Origin of the sequence: Secundilactobacillus mixtipabuli (genome assembly GCF_002217925.1) — a bacterium.
GTDB classification, from domain to species: Bacteria; Bacillota; Bacilli; order Lactobacillales; family Lactobacillaceae; genus Secundilactobacillus; species Secundilactobacillus mixtipabuli.
Genome location: NZ_BCMF01000006.1, coordinates 77,834 through 97,329, shown reverse-complemented (window position 1 = coordinate 97,329; position 19,496 = coordinate 77,834). Strand labels below are relative to the sequence as shown.

The following is a 19,496-nucleotide window of genomic DNA, read 5'->3' as shown; positions in this document are numbered from 1 at the left end:
GTTTCGACGTTTCATTATAACGCCGAATACGTGTTTGGGGCAAGCTGAGTGCCTATGTTGACCATTGCAATCAGAATACGATTAAAAAAATAAGCATCCTAATTTAAGAATCAAATCAGGATGCTTATTTTTAGATGAGATTAATTACCAATAATCTTACTGATAAAGTCTTGTGCACGTGGATTTTGCGGATGATTAAACAGCTCATTGGGTTCGTTCTTTTCCAGAATATACCCATCAGCCATAAACCAAACCTCGTTGGCCACTTCACGGGCAAAGCCCATTTCGTGGGTAACCACCACCATGGTCATGCCATCTTCGGCTAATTCTTTCATAACTGCCAGAACTTCACCAACCATTTCAGGGTCCAACGCACTGGTTGGTTCGTCAAACAGCAGCATCTCCGGATCCATGGCTAAGGCTCTCGCGATAGCCACCCGTTGTGCTTGACCACCTGACAGACTGCTTGGATAAACGTTAGCCTTTTCTTCAAGGCCAACCCGTTTCAGTAAGCTCCTGGCTTCTTCTTCAGCATCCTTATCAGACATCTTTTTAACCCGGATCGGTGCTAATTTCAAATTATCCAGCACCGTTAAATTAGGGAATAAGTTGAAGCTTTGGAAAACCATTCCCATTCGTTCACGTAAAACGGTCAATTCCTCGTCAGAAAACTTTGACGTATCTTTTCCTTCAAATAAGACCTGACCGGCAGTTGGCTTTTCCAACATGTTCAAGCAACGTAGAAAAGTACTTTTACCAGAACCTGAAGGGCCAATCACGCAAATCACTTGACCAGGCATAACCGTCCCATCGATTTCTTTTAGGACTTGGGTATCGCCATAGTTTTTTTGAAGCTTTTTGACTTCAACCAATGGTTTATCTTGCATGTTTCATTCTCCCCTCAAAGTAGTTTAGAACTCTCGTTAAAATAAACGTCATCACGAAGTAAATGCACATTGCGATGAACACGGGCATAACCCCACGATACGTATCGGCACGCACAATATTTAACTGGTAGATCAAATCAGTCACACCGATGATGGAAACGATTGAACTTTCCTTAACCAGTGAAACAAATTCATTACCCAGCGCTGGCCAAATATTCTTCAATGCTTGAGGTAAGACAACGAAACGCATGGTGTCGCTCTTAGCTAACCCAAGGCTGGCAGAGGCTTCAGTTTGGCCCTTATCAACCGAGTTGATCCCACCACGGATAATTTCCTCAACGTAAGCACCACTGTTCAACGAAACGGCAATGATACCTGATAATAATGCTGGCAAGTTAACAATGATTCCAACACCGAAGTAAACGAACATCACTTGAACCATCAATGGTGTCCCACGAACGAATTCAACATACGCCACTGAAATGGCTTTAAGCAGCTTGCTCTTGCTAAACCGCATTAAGGCTAAGATTGTTCCCAGCAAAACCCCAAAAATAACGGAAATCGCTGAAATCAGTAACGTGTATTCAATCCCTTTAGCGAAATAATTCCAGTAGTGAATCATTGACGTGTTATTGGTGTTAACTTTCATATATTTACCTGCATCCGCTAAGTACTGAGTGGTCAAATGTTTGGCCTTGATCTTATCAATACTCTTGTTAACGGCTGCAGCTAAAGTACCGGAACCTTTTCTAAAGGCCATTGCAGAACCGGTTTCGTTCTTGTTCAGCTTATAACCAGATTTGATCATTGCCAAATCATGGTCGTTCTTAACGTAGGCTTCGGCTGAAGGTGTTTCAATACCCAGCGCATCGATCTTGTGGGTCTTTAATGCCAAGACCAGGTCGGTGTTCTTATCCATTCCCTTAACCGTTGCACCAGGAATCTTGGATTTAGCTAGATTGTATTGCAACGTCCCAGTCTGGGCACCGATCTTCTTATGCGCTAATGCCGCTTTATTTTTATACTTGCCTATATCAGTCTTATTGATCAGGAAACTTTGACCACCATTGTAGTAGATTTCCGAGAAATCAACACTTTGACGCCGTTTAGCAGTTGGGTTGATCCCACTCATGGCCACGTCGGCTTTACCCGTTTCAACGGCGACCAAAACGGAATCGTATGACATGGACTTGATTTCTAGCTTAACGCCCAGATCCTTAGCAACCTGCTTCATAATGTCGACATCCATACCAACAATTCTGGATTTCCCGTTTTTGCTGACCTGGAATTCATAAGGCGGGTAATCTGGCGAGGTTGCCATGATAATGGTGCCCCGATCCTTAATTTTTTGTAGTGAATCATCCGCTGCATACGCAGTGTGATGAGTTGGCTGAATCGTAAATAAAAACAATAATGACAAACACAGTGTCATGATGGTGAGTAGTATGTTTCTCCCCTTGACTTTCATTCGCGGTAACTCCCTCTCTTGATTTGAATACATACTACACTACACCAAAATAATTCTTTATGCAATATAATTTGAAATAAAGTTAGATTTATACACTAAAATAGCTATTTTTGTGTAATATGCACTATTATATACATTATTCATATTTGAAAACGATTTCTTTGAATTTAATTGGCAATTTTGTCATTATTACCCTTTTATCGGTTTTCTACCGACGAAAAACGATCTATCTCCCACCTTTTTTCACCTTACTTGCTTCCCCTCTCAAGCCATGATAAACTAAGCGCAATGAAGGAGTTGACTGTATCATGGGATTAAAAGTAAAACGTCAGGATAATCTCGACGCAATGTTTGGTAAGTTTGCTGAGATGGATCTAAAAGACGAAAAACGCGATAAGTTTTTAAAACATGCTGACCAAAAAGATGATTCTAAAAAGGCAAAGGCTTTAATTAAGGAACATCGCAACTATCATAAGTAACATAAAAAAATGGCATCCATCTGGGTGCCATTTTTTTATGCCTTCATTTCTTTTTTCGCTTGTTCAATTTGCTTTCGGACCTGATCAAAACCGGTACCGCCTTCAGAATGGCGACGTTCCACCGCAACTTCTGACTTCAAGTCATTGTAGACGTCTGCTTCGATCTTAGGTGATGCCTTTTTAAGATCAGCCAACGACATGTCCTGCAAGTTCTGATGGGTCTGAATGCCCTTCAAAACTAACTTTCCCACAATACCGTGAGCTTCTCTAAATGGCACACCCTTAGTTGCTAAATAGTCAGCTAATTCGGTGGCGTTTGAGAAATCATTTTGCGTAGCGGCTTTCATATTATCCGCCTTAACGGTCACCGTAGAGAGCATGCCGTTGAAGACCCGTAACGCTGGTAATAGCGTTTTAACGGTGTCAAAAACACCTTCTTTGTCTTCTTGCAGGTCCTTATTGTAGGCCAGTGGCAGTGACTTCATGGTGGCTAACAGGCCCATCAAATGGCCATAGACCCGGCCACTCTTCCCACGGATCAGTTCCGCCATGTCCGGATTTTTCTTCTGTGGCATGATGGAACTCCCCGTGGTATAAGCATCCGACAACTCCAAATACTGGAATTCATGACTGACCCACATACTCAGTTCCTCACAGAACCGGGACAGATGCATCATCAAAATCGAGCTGTTGCTGAGAAATTCCAGCGCAAAATCCCGATCTGAAACCGCATCTAATGAATTGGCATACACTTTACTGAACCCCAACGTTTTCGCCGTCATTTGCCGATCAATTGGGAAAGTTGTCCCGGCTAAAGCAGCAGCCCCCAACGGTGAAATATCCGTATGCTGTTCGTTAAATGTGAACCGTTCCTTATCGCGTTTAAACATTTGGTAATAGGCCATCAAATAGTGACCGTAAGAAATCGGTTGGGCATGCTGCAAATGGGTGTAGCCAGGCATAATGGTTTCCACGTTCTTTTCTGCCAGACTGATTAACGTTTTTTGAACCGTGGTGATTTCATCGATCACCTTAGGTAGGCGTTTTTTTAAATACAGATGGAAATCTGTTGCCACCTGATCGTTACGCGATCTAGCGGTATGCAGTTTCCCGGCTACCGGCCCAATCCGATCCGTTAAGATACTCTCAATATTCATATGAATATCTTCGTTTTCAACGTTAAAAGTCAGGTTACCGGCTTCAAGATCCGTTTGGATGCCTTCCAGTCCGGCAATGATCTGATCACAGTCATTGGATGGGACAATCCCCGTTTTCTGCAACATTTTGACGTGAGCTAAAGAACCCTCAATATCTTCTTCAGCCATTAATTGATCAAAGGAAATGGAAGCCCCAAAAGCATCGACCCAAGCGGCCGCTTGTTCTTGGAACCGGCCACCCCAGAGCTTTTTGGTTGCCATTACTTTGTCGCCTCCGTCTGGTTCTTCTTTTCAGCCTTCACGGCGACCTTCACCTTACTCTTGGTGCTTTGGGTCACTGCGCTAACAAAGGCTGATTGCTGGTTCTTCATCTTCACTTGTGAGTAAACCGTTGTTGGTAATCCCCATAACTTGATGAAGCCCTTGGCTGCTTCTTGGTCGAATGAATCGGCAGCTGTATAGGTTGCCAGGTCCTTGTCATACAGTGAACTGTCTGATTTCCGGCCTAAGGTAATCACGTTACCCTTGAACAGTTCGACTTTGATGACGCCGCTAACGACTTCTTGCGTCTTCTTCAAGAAGGCTAATAAAGCATCCATCAATGGTGAGAACCACAGTGCATTGTAAATCATTTCGCTTAATTGTTTTTCAACAACTGGCTTGAAGTGAGCCAAATCCCGTTCAAAAGTTAAGTCTTCCAACTGTTTGTGAGCTTTCATCAAAACCGTTGCAGCTGGAGCTTCATAGACTTCACGGGACTTAATACCGACTAACCGGTTTTCGATATGATCGATCCGGCCAATCCCATGTTCACCGGCAATTTTATTCAATTCTTGAATTAAATCAGCTAGCTGCATGGCCTTACCGTTTAACTTAGTTGGTACCCCTTTAACAAAGGTAATCTCAAGATCCGTTGGTGTATCAGGTGTTTTATCAATTGGGTTAGTCAATGCGTAGGCGTCTTCAGGTGCACTGACCCATGGATCTTCCAGCACGCCGGCCTCGTTGGCACGGCCCCAAATATTGGCATCGATTGAATAAGGTGAGTCTAAGTCAATTGGAATTGGAATATTGTGCTTTTTAGCATAGTCAATTTCTTCTTCACGGGACCAGTGCCAATCCCGAACAGGACTTAAAACTTCAAGTGCGGGGTTCAGTGCGTGAATGGCAACTTCAAACCGAACTTGGTCATTCCCTTTACCGGTACAGCCATGAGCAACTGCTTGGGCATTTTCTTCTTGCGCAACTTCAACCAGCTTTTTGCTGATGAGCGGACGTGATAATGCGGAGATCAATGGGTATTCGCCTTCATAGTACGTATGCCCCTGTAGTGAGACCATTGCATAATCTTCTGCGAATTCTTCAAGTGCATCAATAACATACACTTTCACAGCCCCAACGTTTAAGGCCTTTTGTTTAATAAAATCTAGGTCCTTACCTTCACCCACATTAATGCAGCAGGCAATAACATCATAACCCTTATCCTTCAGCCAGGGAATCGCTACGGAAGTATCCAATCCACCGGAATATGCTAATACAACTTTTTTGTTTTTTGTCATGTTAACGCCCTCTCATTTTTTCATTTTAACTTAATGATACGAGATTAACACCTGTATTCAGTCAATGCAAGCTTTTTATTTATTTATACACCAATTAAGCTATTATTAGACGTAATATACATTATTTTTGAAACAAAATTTTAGTTTCTAATTTTACCGGATTAAAAAAGCTCGACTATTAGTCAGAATAAGTCACTAATAGTCGAGCTTTATTTATCAATATAATCAGTTTTAATGATTGTTAGGTGCATGAGGATAACGTTTATTCAAGCGGTCAATATTACCACTGGCAACGTCTTCAAACGGAATATCTGCCCATTCAGCAACTTGGGACAAGTACCAAAGCACATCGCCCATTTCCTTGACCAGCTTTTGCTTATCAAGTGATTCACCCTGAAAAGTATACTGTTTAACTAAATCGACCACCTGGCCGGTTTCACTGGAAAGGCCAAGCGCGCAATTAGTTAACACTTGTTCACTGCCAAAAAGAGTTCGGTTGGCAGCTTTTTGATAGTCGTTAAATTCCATTATGATTTCCCCCCAAACGCATGTTGTTCGATCCACTGCCATACTTCAGCTTTACCAGCCTTCGTTTGCGCAGAAAATGGCAGTAAATCATCTTCAGCACGAATCTGCAACGTTTTTTTCACGAGGCTAAGCTGTTTGTTCCACTTTGCACCCGGAATCTTATCCATTTTAGTTGCAACGACCAAGGTTGGAATTTCATAGTAGCTAAGCCAGGTATACATCGATTGGTCATCAGCTGTGGGCGCATGCCGCCCATCCACTAAGGAAATGACTCCCCGCAATGTCTCTCTAGCAGTAAGGTAGGTCTCAATCATCTGACCCCACTTCTCACGTTCCGTTCTGGATACCTTAGCGTAGCCATAACCCGGCACATCCACGAAATAAAGTTGGTCTTCTACATGATAAAAGTTTAGCGTCTGAGTTTTTCCCGGTTGACTTGACGTTCTAGCATAGCTATTCCGATTGATCAAAACGTTCGTTAGTGAAGACTTCCCAACATTTGAGCGCCCAACTAACGCAATTTCTGGTTGACCGGTGGTTGGATATTGCTTAGGATCAACCGCGCTCATGACCAGTTCCACATTGTGTACTTCCATTATTTCCCTCCGTTGAACTTTTGACTAGACAAAAGCCGCATGTCCCATAACGCGGAACATACGGCTTGAAATGTCAGCTGACATTAGTTGCGGATCAACCAGCTACGAAGCTTTTTGATCCTTTAAGATTAGCTCAGGTTCTTCATGATCTTTAACCGTATCACCCGTAACAATGACCTTAGAGACATCGTCTCGACTTGGTAATTCAAACATAATATCGCGCATGACATCTTCGATAATTGACCGAAGTCCCCGTGCACCGGTGTTACGTTTCAGTGCCAACTTAGCCATTTCACGTAGCGCCTTGTCTTCGAAGTCCAGCTCCACACCATCAAGCGAGATTAATCGTTGATATTGCTTAACTAAGGCGTTCTTAGGTTCAGTCAAGATACGAACCAAATCATCATCAGAAAGTTTCTCTAACGCTGTCAAAATAGGCAAACGACCGATAAATTCGGGAATCAGTCCAAACTCCAGCATGTCTTCTGGAACAACACGTTGCATCAAGCTTTCTGAATCACTGATGGGTTGATGAGTTGAATCCGTACCGAAACCAATCGTCTTATCACCAAGACGATTCTTAACAATCGTTTCAATGCCGTCAAAGGCACCACCGACGATAAATAGGATATTGGTCGTATCGATCTGAATAAACTCCTGTTGTGGATGCTTACGACCACCCTGAGGCGGAACGTTAGCAATCGTTCCTTCAAGAATTTTTAGAAGTGCTTGTTGCACCCCTTCACCAGAAACGTCACGCGTGATCGAAACGTTTTCGGCTTTCTTAGCAATCTTATCAATTTCGTCAATATAGATGATACCCTTTTCAGCGCGTTCAACGTCATAATCAGCGTTTTGCAGCAACTTCAACAGGATATTTTCAACATCTTCACCAACGTAGCCAGCTTCAGTCAGAGTCGTAGCGTCTGCAATTGCAAACGGCACATTCAAAATTTTAGCCAGTGTCTGTGCCAGGTAAGTTTTACCTGACCCAGTAGGACCAATCATCGTGATGTTACTCTTTTGTAATTCAGGACCATCATTTTGGTTAGTGGCCATTTCATTAACACGCTTATAGTGATTATAAACAGCAACTGAAAGCGTCTTTTTAGCTTCAGTTTGACCAATAACGTACTGATTTAATGAATCAACAATTTGTTGTGGTGTTGGCACATCAAATACCGTTTGAGTGCTCTCTTCACTAAATTCTTCATCGATGATTTCTTTACATAAATCGATACATTCATTGCAGATATATACGCCGGGACCAGCAACAATTTTTTTAACTTGATCCTGCGACTTACCACAGAAAGAACAATTTACGGGGCCAGTTGTATCAGTATTTTCAAACAATTAAGAGTCACCCCTCTTTAAATTTCTATGATTATGAATTCTTTAACGCAACTGCTACTATACCATACTATGACGGGAGTGGGAAAGGAAAAGCTCATGCGTAACAAGCGATAAACGCCGGTAAATAAGCCTTGGAGCCTGATTGATTTTTCTCGTGAATCAACTCTCCTTAATTCCCCCATAAACAAACAAAGACCCTAACAAGAATCAAATATTCTCGTCATTAGGGTCTTTGTGAGCAATGTTAACGTTAAAAACTATTTTTCGTTCTTTTCGTTTTCTTCGTCTTTTTTAGACTTGTCTTGCTTAGCTGAGTCAGTAATTAGGTCAACGGCCTTCTTAATAGCGATATCATGCTTCAGCATGTCATCTGAAAGTGCTGAACGAACGGCGCTTTCTTCCATACCGTATTGACCAGCAAGATCCTTGACTTCTGCTTGTAAATCATCTTCAGAAGGTTCGATCTTTTCTGCTTCAACAATGGCTTCCAGAACTAAGTTGGTCTTTACACGACGTTCTGCATCAGCTGCAAATTGTTTGTGTAAATCATCTTCGCTGGTACCCGTTAACTTGAAGTAAGTCTTAGGGTCGATACCTTGTTGTTGCATGTTAGCTAAGTATTGATCCATTTGACGGTGAATATCTTCTTCCTTCATTGCTTCAGGAATTTCTTTGACTTCAGCGTTGTCAACAGCTTCACTAATAGCTTCGTCTTCGATAGCGTTGTGAGCAGCTGTGACTTTCTTTTCCTTCAATTGATCCTTGATCTTAGCTTTTAATTCGTCTAAGCTGTCGACTTCTTCATCAACATCTTTGGCAAATTCGTCGTCAAGTTCAGGTAATTCCTTTTGCTTAACTTCGTGAATGGTCGTCTTGAAAGTGGCTTCCTTGCCTTGTAAGTTTTCAGCTTGGTAGTCATCTGGGAAGGTAACCTTAACATCAACGTCTTCACCAGCTTTATGACCAATTAATTGGTCTTCAAAGCCAGGGATGAATGAGTTAGAACCCAATTCGAGTGAATAGTTATCAGCTTTTCCACCATCGAATTGTTTGCCATCAACAGAACCATCAAAGTCGATAACAACGGTATCGCCCTTAGCAGCTGGTTCGTCTTCTTTCAAAACTAATTCAGCTTGTGATTGACGACGACTTTCTAATTCAGCATCAATGTCCTTTTGGTAAACACGTGTGTTTTGCTTGGTAACACTTAAGTCTTTGTATTCACCAAGCTTAACGTCAGGCTTTACGGTAACAACAGCCTTTAAAACCCAAGGCTTGTTCTTTTCCATAGATTCAACGTTAACTTCTGGTTGATCAACTGGTTCGATACCTGCTTCTTTGATTGCTGCCTCGTATGCATCAGGCAAAACAATGTTCAAAGCATCTTGATAAAGAGCTTCTTCGCCATACATCTTGTTGAAGATTTGACGTGGAACCTTTCCTTTACGGAAGCCAGGAACAGCTAAGTTCTTCTTGGTCTTTGCGAAGGCTTGGTCTAAGCCCTTTTTGATTTGGTCGGCACTAATTTCAAAGGTTAATTCGCCTTTATTAGTATCCTTTTTTTCCCATTTTGCAGCCATTATATTCCCTCCGAAATTAAATATATCTTCGAATACGATCATACTCAAATTGCGTACAGACTTTAGTTTAACGTAAGGAAGCCGAAATGTAAACATCAGAGTGCACTGCAACGCATAGAAGACACACTTTTATCATTATTCATTTTGCTTTTAAAATCAGCATTCATTCAAATAAAAAAGTCCGAAAAGGCAACCTTCTCGGACTTTTTATGTTCATTTAGGTAGGTATTAGTCCATGATTTCTGAAACAACACCGGCACCAACAGTGTGGCCACCTTCACGAACAGTAAACTTAGTACCCTTTTCAATGGCAGCTGGAGCGATCAAGTCAACTTCGAAAGTGACGTTATCGCCAGGCATAACCATTTCTACGCCATCTGGCAATTCAATAACACCAGTGATATCAGTGGTGTGGAAGTAGAATTGAGGACGGTAGTTTGAGAAGAATGGCGTATGACGGCCACCTTCTTCTTTAGAAAGGATATAAACTTCACCCTTGAACTTGGTGTGAGTTTGGATCGAACCTGGCTTTGCAAGAACTTGTCCACGTACGACTTGTTCACGGTTAACACCACGAAGCAAGACACCAACGTTATCGCCGGCTTCACCAAATTCCAAAGTCTTACGGAACATTTCCAAACCAGTAACAGTACTCTTAAGAACTTCTTCCTTAAGACCAACGATTTCAACTTCATCGCCGACCTTGATAGTACCACGATCGATACGACCAGAAGCAACAGTACCACGACCAGTAATGGTGAAGACGTCTTCAACAGGCATCAAGAAAGGCTTGTCGTTATCACGAACTGGAGTTGGGATGTATTCATCAACAACGTCCATTAAGTGTAAGATAACCTTTTCTTGTTCTTCGTCGCCTTCAAGAGCTTTAAGGGCAGAACCGCGGATAACAGGAATATCATCACCAGGGTAATCGTATTCTGAAAGTAATTCACGGACTTCCATTTCAACTAAGTCGATCAATTCATCATCGTCAACTAAGTCGGTCTTGTTTAAGAAGACCACGATGTATTCAACACCCACTTGGCGAGCCAAAAGGATATGCTCACGGGTTTGTGGCATAGGACCATCGGTTGCGGCAACAACCAAGATAGCACCATCCATTTGAGCGGCACCAGTGATCATGTTCTTGATGTAATCAGCATGTCCTGGGGCATCAATATGTGCATAGTGACGTTTCTCAGTTTCGTATTCAACGTGGGCAGTGTTGATCGTGATTCCACGTTCACGTTCTTCAGGTGCCTTGTCAATATCAGCATAATCTTCAGCCTTAGCTAAACCTTTAGCAGCTAAAACCTTGGTAATTGCTGCAGTCAAGGTAGTCTTCCCATGGTCAATATGGCCAATAGTACCAATGTTTACATGGGGCTTAGTTCGTTCGTATGTTTCTTTTGCCATTAATGAAACCTCCTGTATTTTTCACAAAGATCATGCCAACAAACAAATTGTTGACAACCCTTTGATGTAAATTATACTACTTCTTCTCGAAAAGGTAAATCGAGAATCCCTCAAGAAGAATCCTTAAATATTATATAGATTAGGTTATCGTTTGTAAACAATAAACTCTAAATTCGGGTGAACTTTTTTTATGCGCCGGTCATCTCCGACATAATCCGTGACAGTTTTCGCTGCCACCATTCAACGCTGTACATTGCTGGTAATGCCGCTGACTGCACTTCGTCGCCCCGAACCAATCGTGCAACCCAAGTCATCGGATCTGGAATAGCGCGGTCAATAAAAGGATACAACAGTGTCATCTGCAACCCTAGCTCATTTTGATACAGTTGCTGAGTCATGGGGTCTTTATTTCCCATCAGGTCCTGCAACATGCTCTCTAGTATACCAACTTTTTCAAACTCTGCCAGTGATTTTAATCGATTCCCGGTAATTTGGTAATTTTTATCGTCCAACCAACGAAATTCAAAGCTTTCCGCTACTTTGAGCTTTTGGACTAATTCTAATAAACTCACTCTTATGATGGGCTTAACAAATGGATCAGTCAGCAACGCTTTTGTCGCCGTTAGCCATTCGTTAAGTGGCAGCTGTTTGCCTTTTTCAAACACTCGCTGCTGCTGTGCCAACGTTAGTGCACTTAACTGATAAAAGGCTTGATACTCACGGTTAAAATCCGGTTTTTGCCTAGCATCGGTTTCAGCCTGCTGAATAAGCTGCCCGATGGCTTGAGGCAATCGCTCAACTGTGGCCGTTAAAACGTGTGCCATTAAAAGCTGATGATTAGCTAATAATATTTGAACCATTAAGATCACGTGCTGGTCGTCCATTAAATAACTATTTAAGTTATCCATCATGACCATGTGGGCGACTTGATATTGATGGGCCTCATATAAGCTTTTGACCAGTAAATGATTCACTTTTTCGCTGGGATCCGTCTGGTACTCCCGTTCGTAAAGTTGGGCTGCTTGGGCCCATTTTTGCTCTTTAAACGCGTCATTTGCGAGCTGTAGATTTCGATCCACCTTATTCACCTCAATTAAACGAAAATCCCGTACGTCTTCGTTTCAACATACGAGATTTAAACTGATTATTGTTCCGCTTGATGATTCTTTTGAGTCGCCTGTTTCTTATGCTTGCTCTTTGGCTTATGACGCCGAGGATCAACTTCCATAATCACTGGCAGGATCACAGGGTGACGACGAGTCTGATCAAACAGATAATGATTTAGTTTTTCACGAACATCTTGCTTCAAATGCGTCCAGTCAAACTCTTTATTATCAAGGTTAGTCTGAACGGCTTTTTTAATGATCTCCGCACTTTCATGCATCAGATTCTTGTTCGCCTTGACGTAAACGAACCCACGGGAAGTAATCTTAGGTTCCCCAATGATTTGCTTCTTTTTATGGTCGATCGTAATAACAGCCACAAAGATACCGTCTTCAGAAAGCACTTTCCGATCTCTCAAAACAATGTTACCAATATCGCCAACACCAATACCGTCGATCATTGTGTTACCAACTTCAACACTGCCGCTTAAGACCATCTCTTTACCATCGTAAACGAGTTGATCACCCTTAGCAGTTAAAAAGATATGGTCGTCAGGCATCCCGACTTCTTCGGCAGCTCTTTCATGGGCTGACATCAATCGATATTCACCTTGAATAGGAACTAAATAAGCTGGGTGCAAAATATTGATTAAAAGTTGCAGATCATGTTTGCTGGCGTGTCCTGATGAATTGAGTTCATCCGAAATGGATTTAACTTCACCATCGGCACGGTAAATCATATCACGTGTCTTAGCAACGTTAGTTTCCATGGCATGAGAAGGCGTTGTCGTAATGAAAACAAGATCGCCCTTGTCAATACTAAGTCCCTTCTCCTGCTTGTTAGCCATCCGTTGAAGGGCTTTAATGGGCTCACCCATCTTCCCTGTTTGGATGATTACGATTCGATCAGCTTCTAACTTATCTAACTGATCTTCTGAAATTAATAAATCATCTTCCGGCAAAACAAGCTTGTTTAAGCGCATTGCCGTATCAACAATTTTTTCAATATCTCGGCCTGTCAAATAGACTTTCCGTCCCGTTTTGGCAGCCGCATCAAAGACTTGTTGTAACCGCAAGATATTCGAGCCGACGCTGGCGACTACGATTCGGCCTTTAGCATAGTTAAACGTTTCAATGACGTTCTCAGCAATATCAAGTTCACTTGCTGTTTCACTGGGGTTTTCAGCATTAGCTGAATCACTCAGCAAAGCCAAGACCCCGTTGGTCCCAATCTGAGCAAGACGGGCATAATCCGTTTGGTATCCAGGGGCCGCGGTCTGGTCAAATTTGAAATCACCCGTGTACACAATGCTACCAGCACTGGTATCTAACACGATCCCCATTGATTCAGGAATGGAATGGGTGGTCTTAAAGAAGGAAACGGTAACGTCGCCAAAGTCAATCTCAGTCTGCGCATCAACCACGTGAAAATCATCAAAGTCCTTCACGTTTGGATCAGACTGACAATTTAACTTAGCTAATTCAATCGTCATTTCAGACCCAAAAACGGGCACTTGAAATTCCTTCAGAAAGTATGGCAGTGCCCCAATGGCATCTGCATGCCCATGAGTCAGAAAAACGCCAACGATTCGATCCTTGTTTTCTCGTAAATAACCGAAATCTGGAATCACAATATCGATTCCCAGTAACTCGTTTTCTGGGTACTTTAAACCGCAATCTAAAACGTAGATACTGTCATTTACATCTACAATATACATATTCTTGCCATTTTCGCGTACACCGCCTAATGGCATGATTTTTACTTTTGCTTTGTCCATAATTCACCTCAAAATATGTTGTTCTAGTTCCATTAACTCGACCAATCGAATCGTTCCAACTGGCGACTAAAGATAGTTTCTTTTTTCCTAAACTCTAAAAATTTAGGCACGACTACAAACTGTTTACAGTTTATCACACTTAATTCAACTATGTAACAGTCCAAACTAGCTCAGGTGAAAAAAGTCCGCAGTGCAACAAAAAAAGCCCTCCAAAGTGGAGAGCTCCAAATAATCAAAATTAACGACGTAAGCCCAATGACTGGATTAAGTCACGGTAACGTTGAACGTCAGTATTACGTAAGTAAGCTAACAAGTTACGACGATGACCAATCTTCTTCATTAAACCGCGTTGTGAATGAAAGTCCTTCTTATGAGACTTCATATGATTGTTCAATTCGTTGATGTCTGCTGTTAAAACAGCGATTTGAACTTCTGCTGAACCAGTGTCGCCATCGTGACGAGCATACTGCTTCATAATTTCGGTTTTCTTTTCTTGTGTAATAGCCATGAAAAAATTCCCACCTTTAATATTATTTGTCCACCCGTTACTGAGTTGTCGTGAGTGAGATCGCAATCAACTAAGTAAGGGCAAATTAAGAACGTTTATTATTATATCCGTTATGTCACAGAATAACAAGGCTTTATATTAAACAGCTTTCAAGTATTTTTACTTTACAATTAATGGAGAACTGTTGCAATCATTGATTTTATTCTGTATAATGACATTCGTTGAATATTACAGAGCCGTCTGGCTTATGAGTGTGGAGGTGAATTCATTGCCAATTATCAAATCTGCGATTGAACGTGCAAAGACGAACGTTAAAGCTAACGAACGTAATTCTGCACAGCTTAGCAGTATGCGAACAGCCGTTAAGAAGTTTGAAAAAGCTGTTACGAAGCACGACGATAACGCAGCTGAGTTATACAAAGCTGCTTCTAGCGCCGTTGACCGTGCTGCTTCAAAAGGTTTAATCAAAACTAACAAAGCTTCCCGCGACAAGTCACGTATGGCTGCTCGTTTAGCTAAAGCAAACGCCTAAATTAAACCAAATATTAAAGGATCGGTTCGATAATGAACCGATCCTTTTTTGTGTTTTAAGCAACTTCATCCAAATATTTCAGCATAAAAAGTTCAAAAAGCATGATTGGATCCTGACTCGTTGACTTCAGTGCCCGTTCAATTTGAATCAAGCCTAAATAAGCTTGGCGTAAATGCGTTAGTTCTAGATGACGCACGCTTTGCATCGCTAATTTAACACGGTAAGGATGGACTTTGAGCGAGGAAGCAATGCTGCCCTGACTATAACCGTTACGCATCAAAATTTTAGCCTGAATCAGTAATCTAAACTGACTGACTAAAACTGCGTTGATCCGCAAAGGTTCTTCCTTGGTCAAAATCAGCTGGCGATATAAATTCAAGGCTGCCTCGATTCGCTTCCCCATCACATCATTAACTAAATCAAAAACGTTTTGATCTAGTGATTTTGAGACCAGTTCGGTGACCACCAGCTGATCAATTTTTTTCGTATCTGCAGAAGCTAGCTTTAACTTTGGCAGTTCGTTCATAATCAATGAAAGATCAGTCCCAGTTCTTTGCAGGAGCAAATTGAGTGCGTCCGGTTCAATCTCAAAATGCTCCCGGGCAAGATTCTGTTGGACTAAAGACCGGATCTGGCTTTCACCCACCGCCTCTAAGCTAATCACTTCCGCAGCCTTTTTGATGGTCTTCACGACCTTTTTACGACTATCTAATTTACCATTCGTCGCAAAGAAAACCACAATCGAGGTTGGTTCTGGATGTTCCAAGTAATTCATTAAACCGTCAATATCGTGGTCAATTTTACTGCCCCGATGATTTTCAGTGGTTAAAAAATACGCCCGTTCTATAAAGACTAGCCGTTTTTCCCCAAAAAACGGCGCTGACATAGCGTCATTCAAGGCCTGTGCAAGTGGCGTAGACTCCATATCATAGCTGGCATAGTTCATTGTGCGCTCAGTCTCCGGAATAAGCGTCAAAAAAGCGTTTTTTAGGCGCTGTGTTAGATACGGCTGATCACCAGTAATCAAGTACACTGGTTTGGCAGCACTCTTTTTAAGTTGTGCCATAGTTGTCTCGTAAGTCACAATAGATTCTCCTTTAAAAAGGTCTCCCAATGACCGTTGTTTGGGTTTGTATACCGGTAGCGAATCATGCCGTTGACCTGCGTATTAAATGCAGGGATATGGTTGGTCGCCAAGGTCGCTAACGTTTCTTGATTGGGATGACCATAACGATTCTTCCGACCGGCAGAAATGATGCCGATTTTGGGCTGCAAGCGCCTGATCACTTCAGGGTCAGACGAAGTCTTACTGCCATGATGACCTAATTTTAACACGTCTGTCCGTAAAGCAGGATAGTGGGTTAAAATTTCCCGCTCGCCTGCTTGATCTAAATCACCGGTAAACAGCCACCTTAAACCGTTGATCTGCCCAGATAACACCATTGAATCTTCATTGGATCCCAGCCCCGGTTTAAAAGGATGAACGACTGTAAAAGGTGTTCCTACCACCTGCTGCCCCGCCTGAACGGGCACTATTTGGGTGTTCTTAATAAATGGGTTAATCCGTTTCATAAATTGAGGATTATTGGTCATGCCTGCCGGAATATACAATTTTTTAACGTGAATCGCTTGCAAAACGTCACCAACATCTCCCACATGATCGGCGTCCTGATGTGACAGACACAGATTATCAAGGTAAGAAATCCCCTGACTTTTTAAATAGTTAATACTAATGCGTTCTGCCCGACTGCGACCACTGATCTTTTGACCGCCAAAGTTCACTCGGCCGCCGGTATCGATCATCGTAATTTGTCGATCATAGGGTGAACGTACCAAAAAACTGTCTCCCTGGCCAATATCAAAAAACGTGACTTCACCAGATGATGGCAAGTGAATGACCAGGAAACTAGCGAGATACACCACTCCCAAAATCGGTAAGAGCCAACGTTTAAACCGCTCAGTCATTAGTAACAGGGTCAAAACAATCAGGAGACCGACAACCCAGGCTGCCGGTTTACCGAACACGATCATCCCCGGCAACGCATCAATCAGGTTTAAACCGTCAGTAAACTGCTTTAGCAGCCACTCCGTCACATCTGCCAGCCATGGGAAGACCTGTCCACCAATACCAGCGATCAATACCAGCGGGAAGATACAAAGGCTAAAAATCGGCAGAATCAGTAAATTAACAAATAGGGTTAACACGTGCCACTGATAAATATGGTACAAAATCAGCGGTAAACTCAATAGATTAAGCATCAAGGTTGTTTTAAACGCACCGAATTGCTTCGTAAACAAAAGGCCAAGCGCCAAGCCATAACTTAATTGACCGCCTAAATGCATCAGCAAAGCGGGTTGAACCACTAATCCCAACAGCAGACTGAGGCTCCAGGTGGTTAACCCCGTTAGGCGAAAGCTGCATAATGAGGCAATCAGCCCTAAAATCACGACGGCAACGGCGCGTAAAAGGCCGACCTGAGAGCCGGCAATAATATAGTAAGTCGGTAGCAGTAACAATAAAACGACTGAGATCGGTGTCTGGGTAAATCCTATGCGCCGCAAAAACCAACTCACCGTGGCAACGATCCAGACAATATGAAAGCCAGAAATACTGAACAGGTGAATTAAGCCTAAATCGGTTACCGCGCTTAATGAATCATAAAAATCAGTTGCTCGCCAACCTAGAAATAATCCCTGAACATAGAGCTGAAGCGTACTGGGCAAAGCTTTAGTATATTGTACTAACTGTGCTCGCAGTGCATGACACGCATTAATCCACCGGGTAATGGGCTGATGTGCTTGCACTGTCTCAATCGGGGTTAGCCGGTCAATTTTGATGGTATTAAAAATCCCTTGATCAGCTTGATACTGGCGAAAATCAAATTCGTTAGCATTAGTCGCCGGTTGGGGTCGCGATATATCGCCATGAACCAGTAGCTTAGCCGTCTTTTTAATCTGTAATTTCTGCAGCATCGCTTGATCATCTGAGAAATACTGTCCTTGAATCGTTCGCCCATCAGACAATTTGCCACTCAGTTGTATTCTGCCTTGTTCAACCCGTAATTCATCCGGCTGGACGGTTAATTGAAGGGAGGTGCCCGTCTGATCAGGCATCGTACGCACCTTCTCAAGTCGCTGCGTATGCCAAAAAAGACCACTAAAAATGAACAGCACCAATGCTGTCCAGATTAAAAGCTGCTGTTCACGTAAACAAATAATTCTGATGACCCATATTAAAGTCACCACAACTGAAAGCCAAGTCAAACCAAAGAAACAGCCACTTAAACTTCCAGCTAAAATTGCTAACCAAATTAGATTATGATTGATGATCCTGTAGATAGGCATCAACTGAAGCCCGTTCAATTGCTTCGGAATCAAGGGTAACTTGATTAAGTTCGACATTCTTCATTTTAATTAAGGACATGGCATACGGATCATTATGATAGTTGTGAAGATACGAAATTTTCGTGATCCCCGCCTGCAAAAGCATCTTAGTACACTGTAAACAAGGAAAATCAGTCACGTAGATTTCGGCACCGTCAGTTGCTTCCCCGAACTTTGCACACTGCAAAATAGCGTTCATTTCTGCATGAATCGTCCGTAAGCAATGGCCGTCTACCAAGTAACAGCCTTCATCAATACAGTGAACATCGCCGGATACCGAACCATTGTAGCCACCGGCAATAATCCGGCGATCACGGACGATCGTTGCACCAACTGATAACCGATTACACGTACTTCTGCTTGCGAGTAGTACCGACTGCATCATAAAGTATTGATCCCAAGGAATTCTCTTATTAGCCATAATGGCCGCCTCCATCATCTCATTGTCTGATTAAGTATACCAAATTATACTCGCCCTGATAACTCTAGACAATGATTTGAGGCTTCAGCCGTTCCAATGTCTTATCACCGAAACCATTCACGTTTTTAAGTTCATCAGCCGATTTGAAACCGCCATGTTCTTGTCGATAATCCAATATCTTTTGAGCTTTTTTCTCCCCAACACCATCTAGTTGCTGCAAACCAGTCAAATCGGCGGTATTTAGATTAACTTGAGGCGCCTGACTTTCTGAACCGGCACCGCCTGCAGTAGCTCCAGATGTTCCACTCACCGCTGCTGGTACCTGTTCACCACGTTTTGGAATGTAAACGACTTGCGAGTCAGTCAGCTTCTGTGCCAAATTAACCTGTTTTTCATCCGCATTGCTGGCAAAGCCACCGGCTAACTGCACGGCATCGATAACGCGCATGGTTGATTCTACTTTTTTCATCCCAGGCTGCTTGACCGCCCCTTTAACATCAACGTACATCGTCGTGTTCACACTGGTTTGGCTAGTGGTTACAGCAGTGCTTGACGAGGCCGTCATGCCAGAACCTGACATGAACGATTGTGAGGCAAATTCCGGCTGAGTACTTGAGACCGGGCGATTACTAAGTAACAAAAAGCTCAACGCAATGATGGTCGTGAAACCTAGTCCAATAATAATCCAGGCTTGACGGTTACTATTCTCTAGCAGTTCCCTTAACCTATCCACTTTTCTCACCCCCT

General features: G+C 42.6%; 18 protein-coding genes. 2 read left to right on the top strand and 16 right to left on the bottom strand.

Annotated elements, in window-relative coordinates; translation table 11 throughout:
- Nucleotides 1-140: 140 nt before the first annotated feature.
- Together IWT5_RS06920 and IWT5_RS06915 are read right to left on the bottom strand one after the other, a co-directional pair.
- Nucleotides 141-887 (bottom strand): amino acid ABC transporter ATP-binding protein, encoded by a 747-nt coding sequence (locus IWT5_RS06920; protein WP_089109224.1) that lies wholly within the window; start codon nt 885-887, stop codon nt 141-143.
- Nucleotides 877-2,319: an ABC transporter substrate-binding protein/permease gene (locus tag IWT5_RS06915; protein WP_225360252.1), complete on the bottom strand. Its 1,443-nt coding sequence runs from the start codon at nt 2,317-2,319 to the stop codon at nt 877-879. The genes IWT5_RS06920 and IWT5_RS06915 overlap by 11 nt, the downstream gene beginning before the upstream one ends.
- Before the next feature lie 344 nt (nt 2,320-2,663).
- Between IWT5_RS06915 and IWT5_RS12310 the strand changes: the two genes are divergently transcribed.
- On the top strand, nt 2,664-2,834 hold the full coding sequence (locus IWT5_RS12310; protein ID WP_191981296.1) for an SPJ_0845 family protein: 171 nt from the start codon (nt 2,664-2,666) through the stop codon (nt 2,832-2,834).
- Nucleotides 2,835-2,869: 35 nt separating this feature from the next.
- Here the strand turns inward: IWT5_RS12310 and argH are convergent, their stop codons facing one another.
- The 10 genes from argH to rpsO form a co-directional block, all read right to left on the bottom strand.
- Nucleotides 2,870-4,252 (bottom strand): argininosuccinate lyase, encoded by a 1,383-nt coding sequence (gene argH, locus IWT5_RS06910; RefSeq protein ID WP_089109222.1) that lies wholly within the window; start codon nt 4,250-4,252, stop codon nt 2,870-2,872.
- Nucleotides 4,252-5,550 carry an argininosuccinate synthase gene (locus tag IWT5_RS06905; protein WP_089109221.1) on the bottom strand — a complete coding sequence of 433 codons (1,299 nt, stop codon included), beginning with the start codon at nt 5,548-5,550 and terminating at the stop codon, nt 4,252-4,254. The genes argH and IWT5_RS06905 overlap by 1 nt, the downstream gene beginning before the upstream one ends.
- A 231-nt stretch (nt 5,551-5,781) precedes the next feature.
- Nucleotides 5,782-6,078 carry a nucleoside triphosphate pyrophosphohydrolase family protein gene (locus IWT5_RS06900; protein ID WP_089109220.1) on the bottom strand — a complete coding sequence of 99 codons (297 nt, stop codon included), beginning with the start codon at nt 6,076-6,078 and terminating at the stop codon, nt 5,782-5,784.
- Nucleotides 6,078-6,674, bottom strand: coding sequence for a ribosome biogenesis GTP-binding protein YihA/YsxC (gene yihA, locus IWT5_RS06895; RefSeq protein WP_089109219.1), 597 nt, complete (start codon nt 6,672-6,674; stop codon nt 6,078-6,080). The genes IWT5_RS06900 and yihA overlap by 1 nt, the downstream gene beginning before the upstream one ends.
- A 102-nt stretch (nt 6,675-6,776) precedes the next feature.
- Nucleotides 6,777-8,027: an ATP-dependent Clp protease ATP-binding subunit ClpX gene (gene clpX / locus IWT5_RS06890; RefSeq protein WP_089109218.1), complete on the bottom strand. Its 1,251-nt coding sequence runs from the start codon at nt 8,025-8,027 to the stop codon at nt 6,777-6,779.
- 257 nt (nt 8,028-8,284) lie between these two features.
- Nucleotides 8,285-9,607, bottom strand: a complete 1,323-nt coding sequence (tig, locus tag IWT5_RS06885; RefSeq protein ID WP_089109217.1) for a trigger factor — start codon at nt 9,605-9,607, stop codon at nt 8,285-8,287.
- Between the two features lie 228 nt (nt 9,608-9,835).
- Nucleotides 9,836-11,023, bottom strand: coding sequence for an elongation factor Tu (tuf, locus tag IWT5_RS06880; protein WP_089109216.1), 1,188 nt, complete (start codon nt 11,021-11,023; stop codon nt 9,836-9,838).
- A gap of 188 nt (nt 11,024-11,211) precedes the next feature.
- Nucleotides 11,212-12,102 (bottom strand): hypothetical protein, encoded by an 891-nt coding sequence (locus IWT5_RS06875; protein ID WP_089109215.1) that lies wholly within the window; start codon nt 12,100-12,102, stop codon nt 11,212-11,214.
- 65 nt (nt 12,103-12,167) lie between these two features.
- The gene (locus IWT5_RS06870; RefSeq protein ID WP_089109214.1) at nt 12,168-13,904 is read right to left on the bottom strand and encodes a ribonuclease J; all 1,737 of its coding nucleotides are present in this window, start codon (nt 13,902-13,904) and stop codon (nt 12,168-12,170) included.
- Between the two features lie 238 nt (nt 13,905-14,142).
- Nucleotides 14,143-14,412: a 30S ribosomal protein S15 gene (rpsO, locus tag IWT5_RS06865; RefSeq protein WP_089109213.1), complete on the bottom strand. Its 270-nt coding sequence runs from the start codon at nt 14,410-14,412 to the stop codon at nt 14,143-14,145.
- 268 nt (nt 14,413-14,680) lie between these two features.
- On the opposite strand from rpsO, the gene rpsT reads away from it, so the two are divergent.
- The gene (gene rpsT / locus IWT5_RS06860) at nt 14,681-14,944 is read left to right on the top strand and encodes a 30S ribosomal protein S20 (RefSeq protein WP_089109212.1); all 264 of its coding nucleotides are present in this window, start codon (nt 14,681-14,683) and stop codon (nt 14,942-14,944) included.
- A gap of 55 nt (nt 14,945-14,999) precedes the next feature.
- Here rpsT and holA read toward each other — a convergent pair whose 3' ends face one another.
- The 4 genes from holA to IWT5_RS06840 all read right to left on the bottom strand — a co-directional run bounded on the left by holA (nt 15,000) and on the right by IWT5_RS06840 (nt 19,482).
- Nucleotides 15,000-16,028, bottom strand: a complete 1,029-nt coding sequence (holA, locus tag IWT5_RS06855) for a DNA polymerase III subunit delta (protein ID WP_439959087.1) — start codon at nt 16,026-16,028, stop codon at nt 15,000-15,002.
- On the bottom strand, nt 16,025-18,289 hold the full coding sequence (locus tag IWT5_RS06850; RefSeq protein ID WP_369688574.1) for a DNA internalization-related competence protein ComEC/Rec2: 2,265 nt from the start codon (nt 18,287-18,289) through the stop codon (nt 16,025-16,027). Before IWT5_RS06850 ends, holA begins: the two co-directional genes overlap by 4 nt.
- The gene (locus tag IWT5_RS06845; RefSeq protein ID WP_089109210.1) at nt 18,261-18,749 is read right to left on the bottom strand and encodes a ComE operon protein 2; all 489 of its coding nucleotides are present in this window, start codon (nt 18,747-18,749) and stop codon (nt 18,261-18,263) included. The genes IWT5_RS06850 and IWT5_RS06845 overlap by 29 nt, the downstream gene beginning before the upstream one ends.
- Before the next feature lie 64 nt (nt 18,750-18,813).
- Nucleotides 18,814-19,482 carry a helix-hairpin-helix domain-containing protein gene (locus tag IWT5_RS06840; protein ID WP_089109209.1) on the bottom strand — a complete coding sequence of 223 codons (669 nt, stop codon included), beginning with the start codon at nt 19,480-19,482 and terminating at the stop codon, nt 18,814-18,816.
- Between the last annotated feature and the right edge of the window lie 14 nt (nt 19,483-19,496).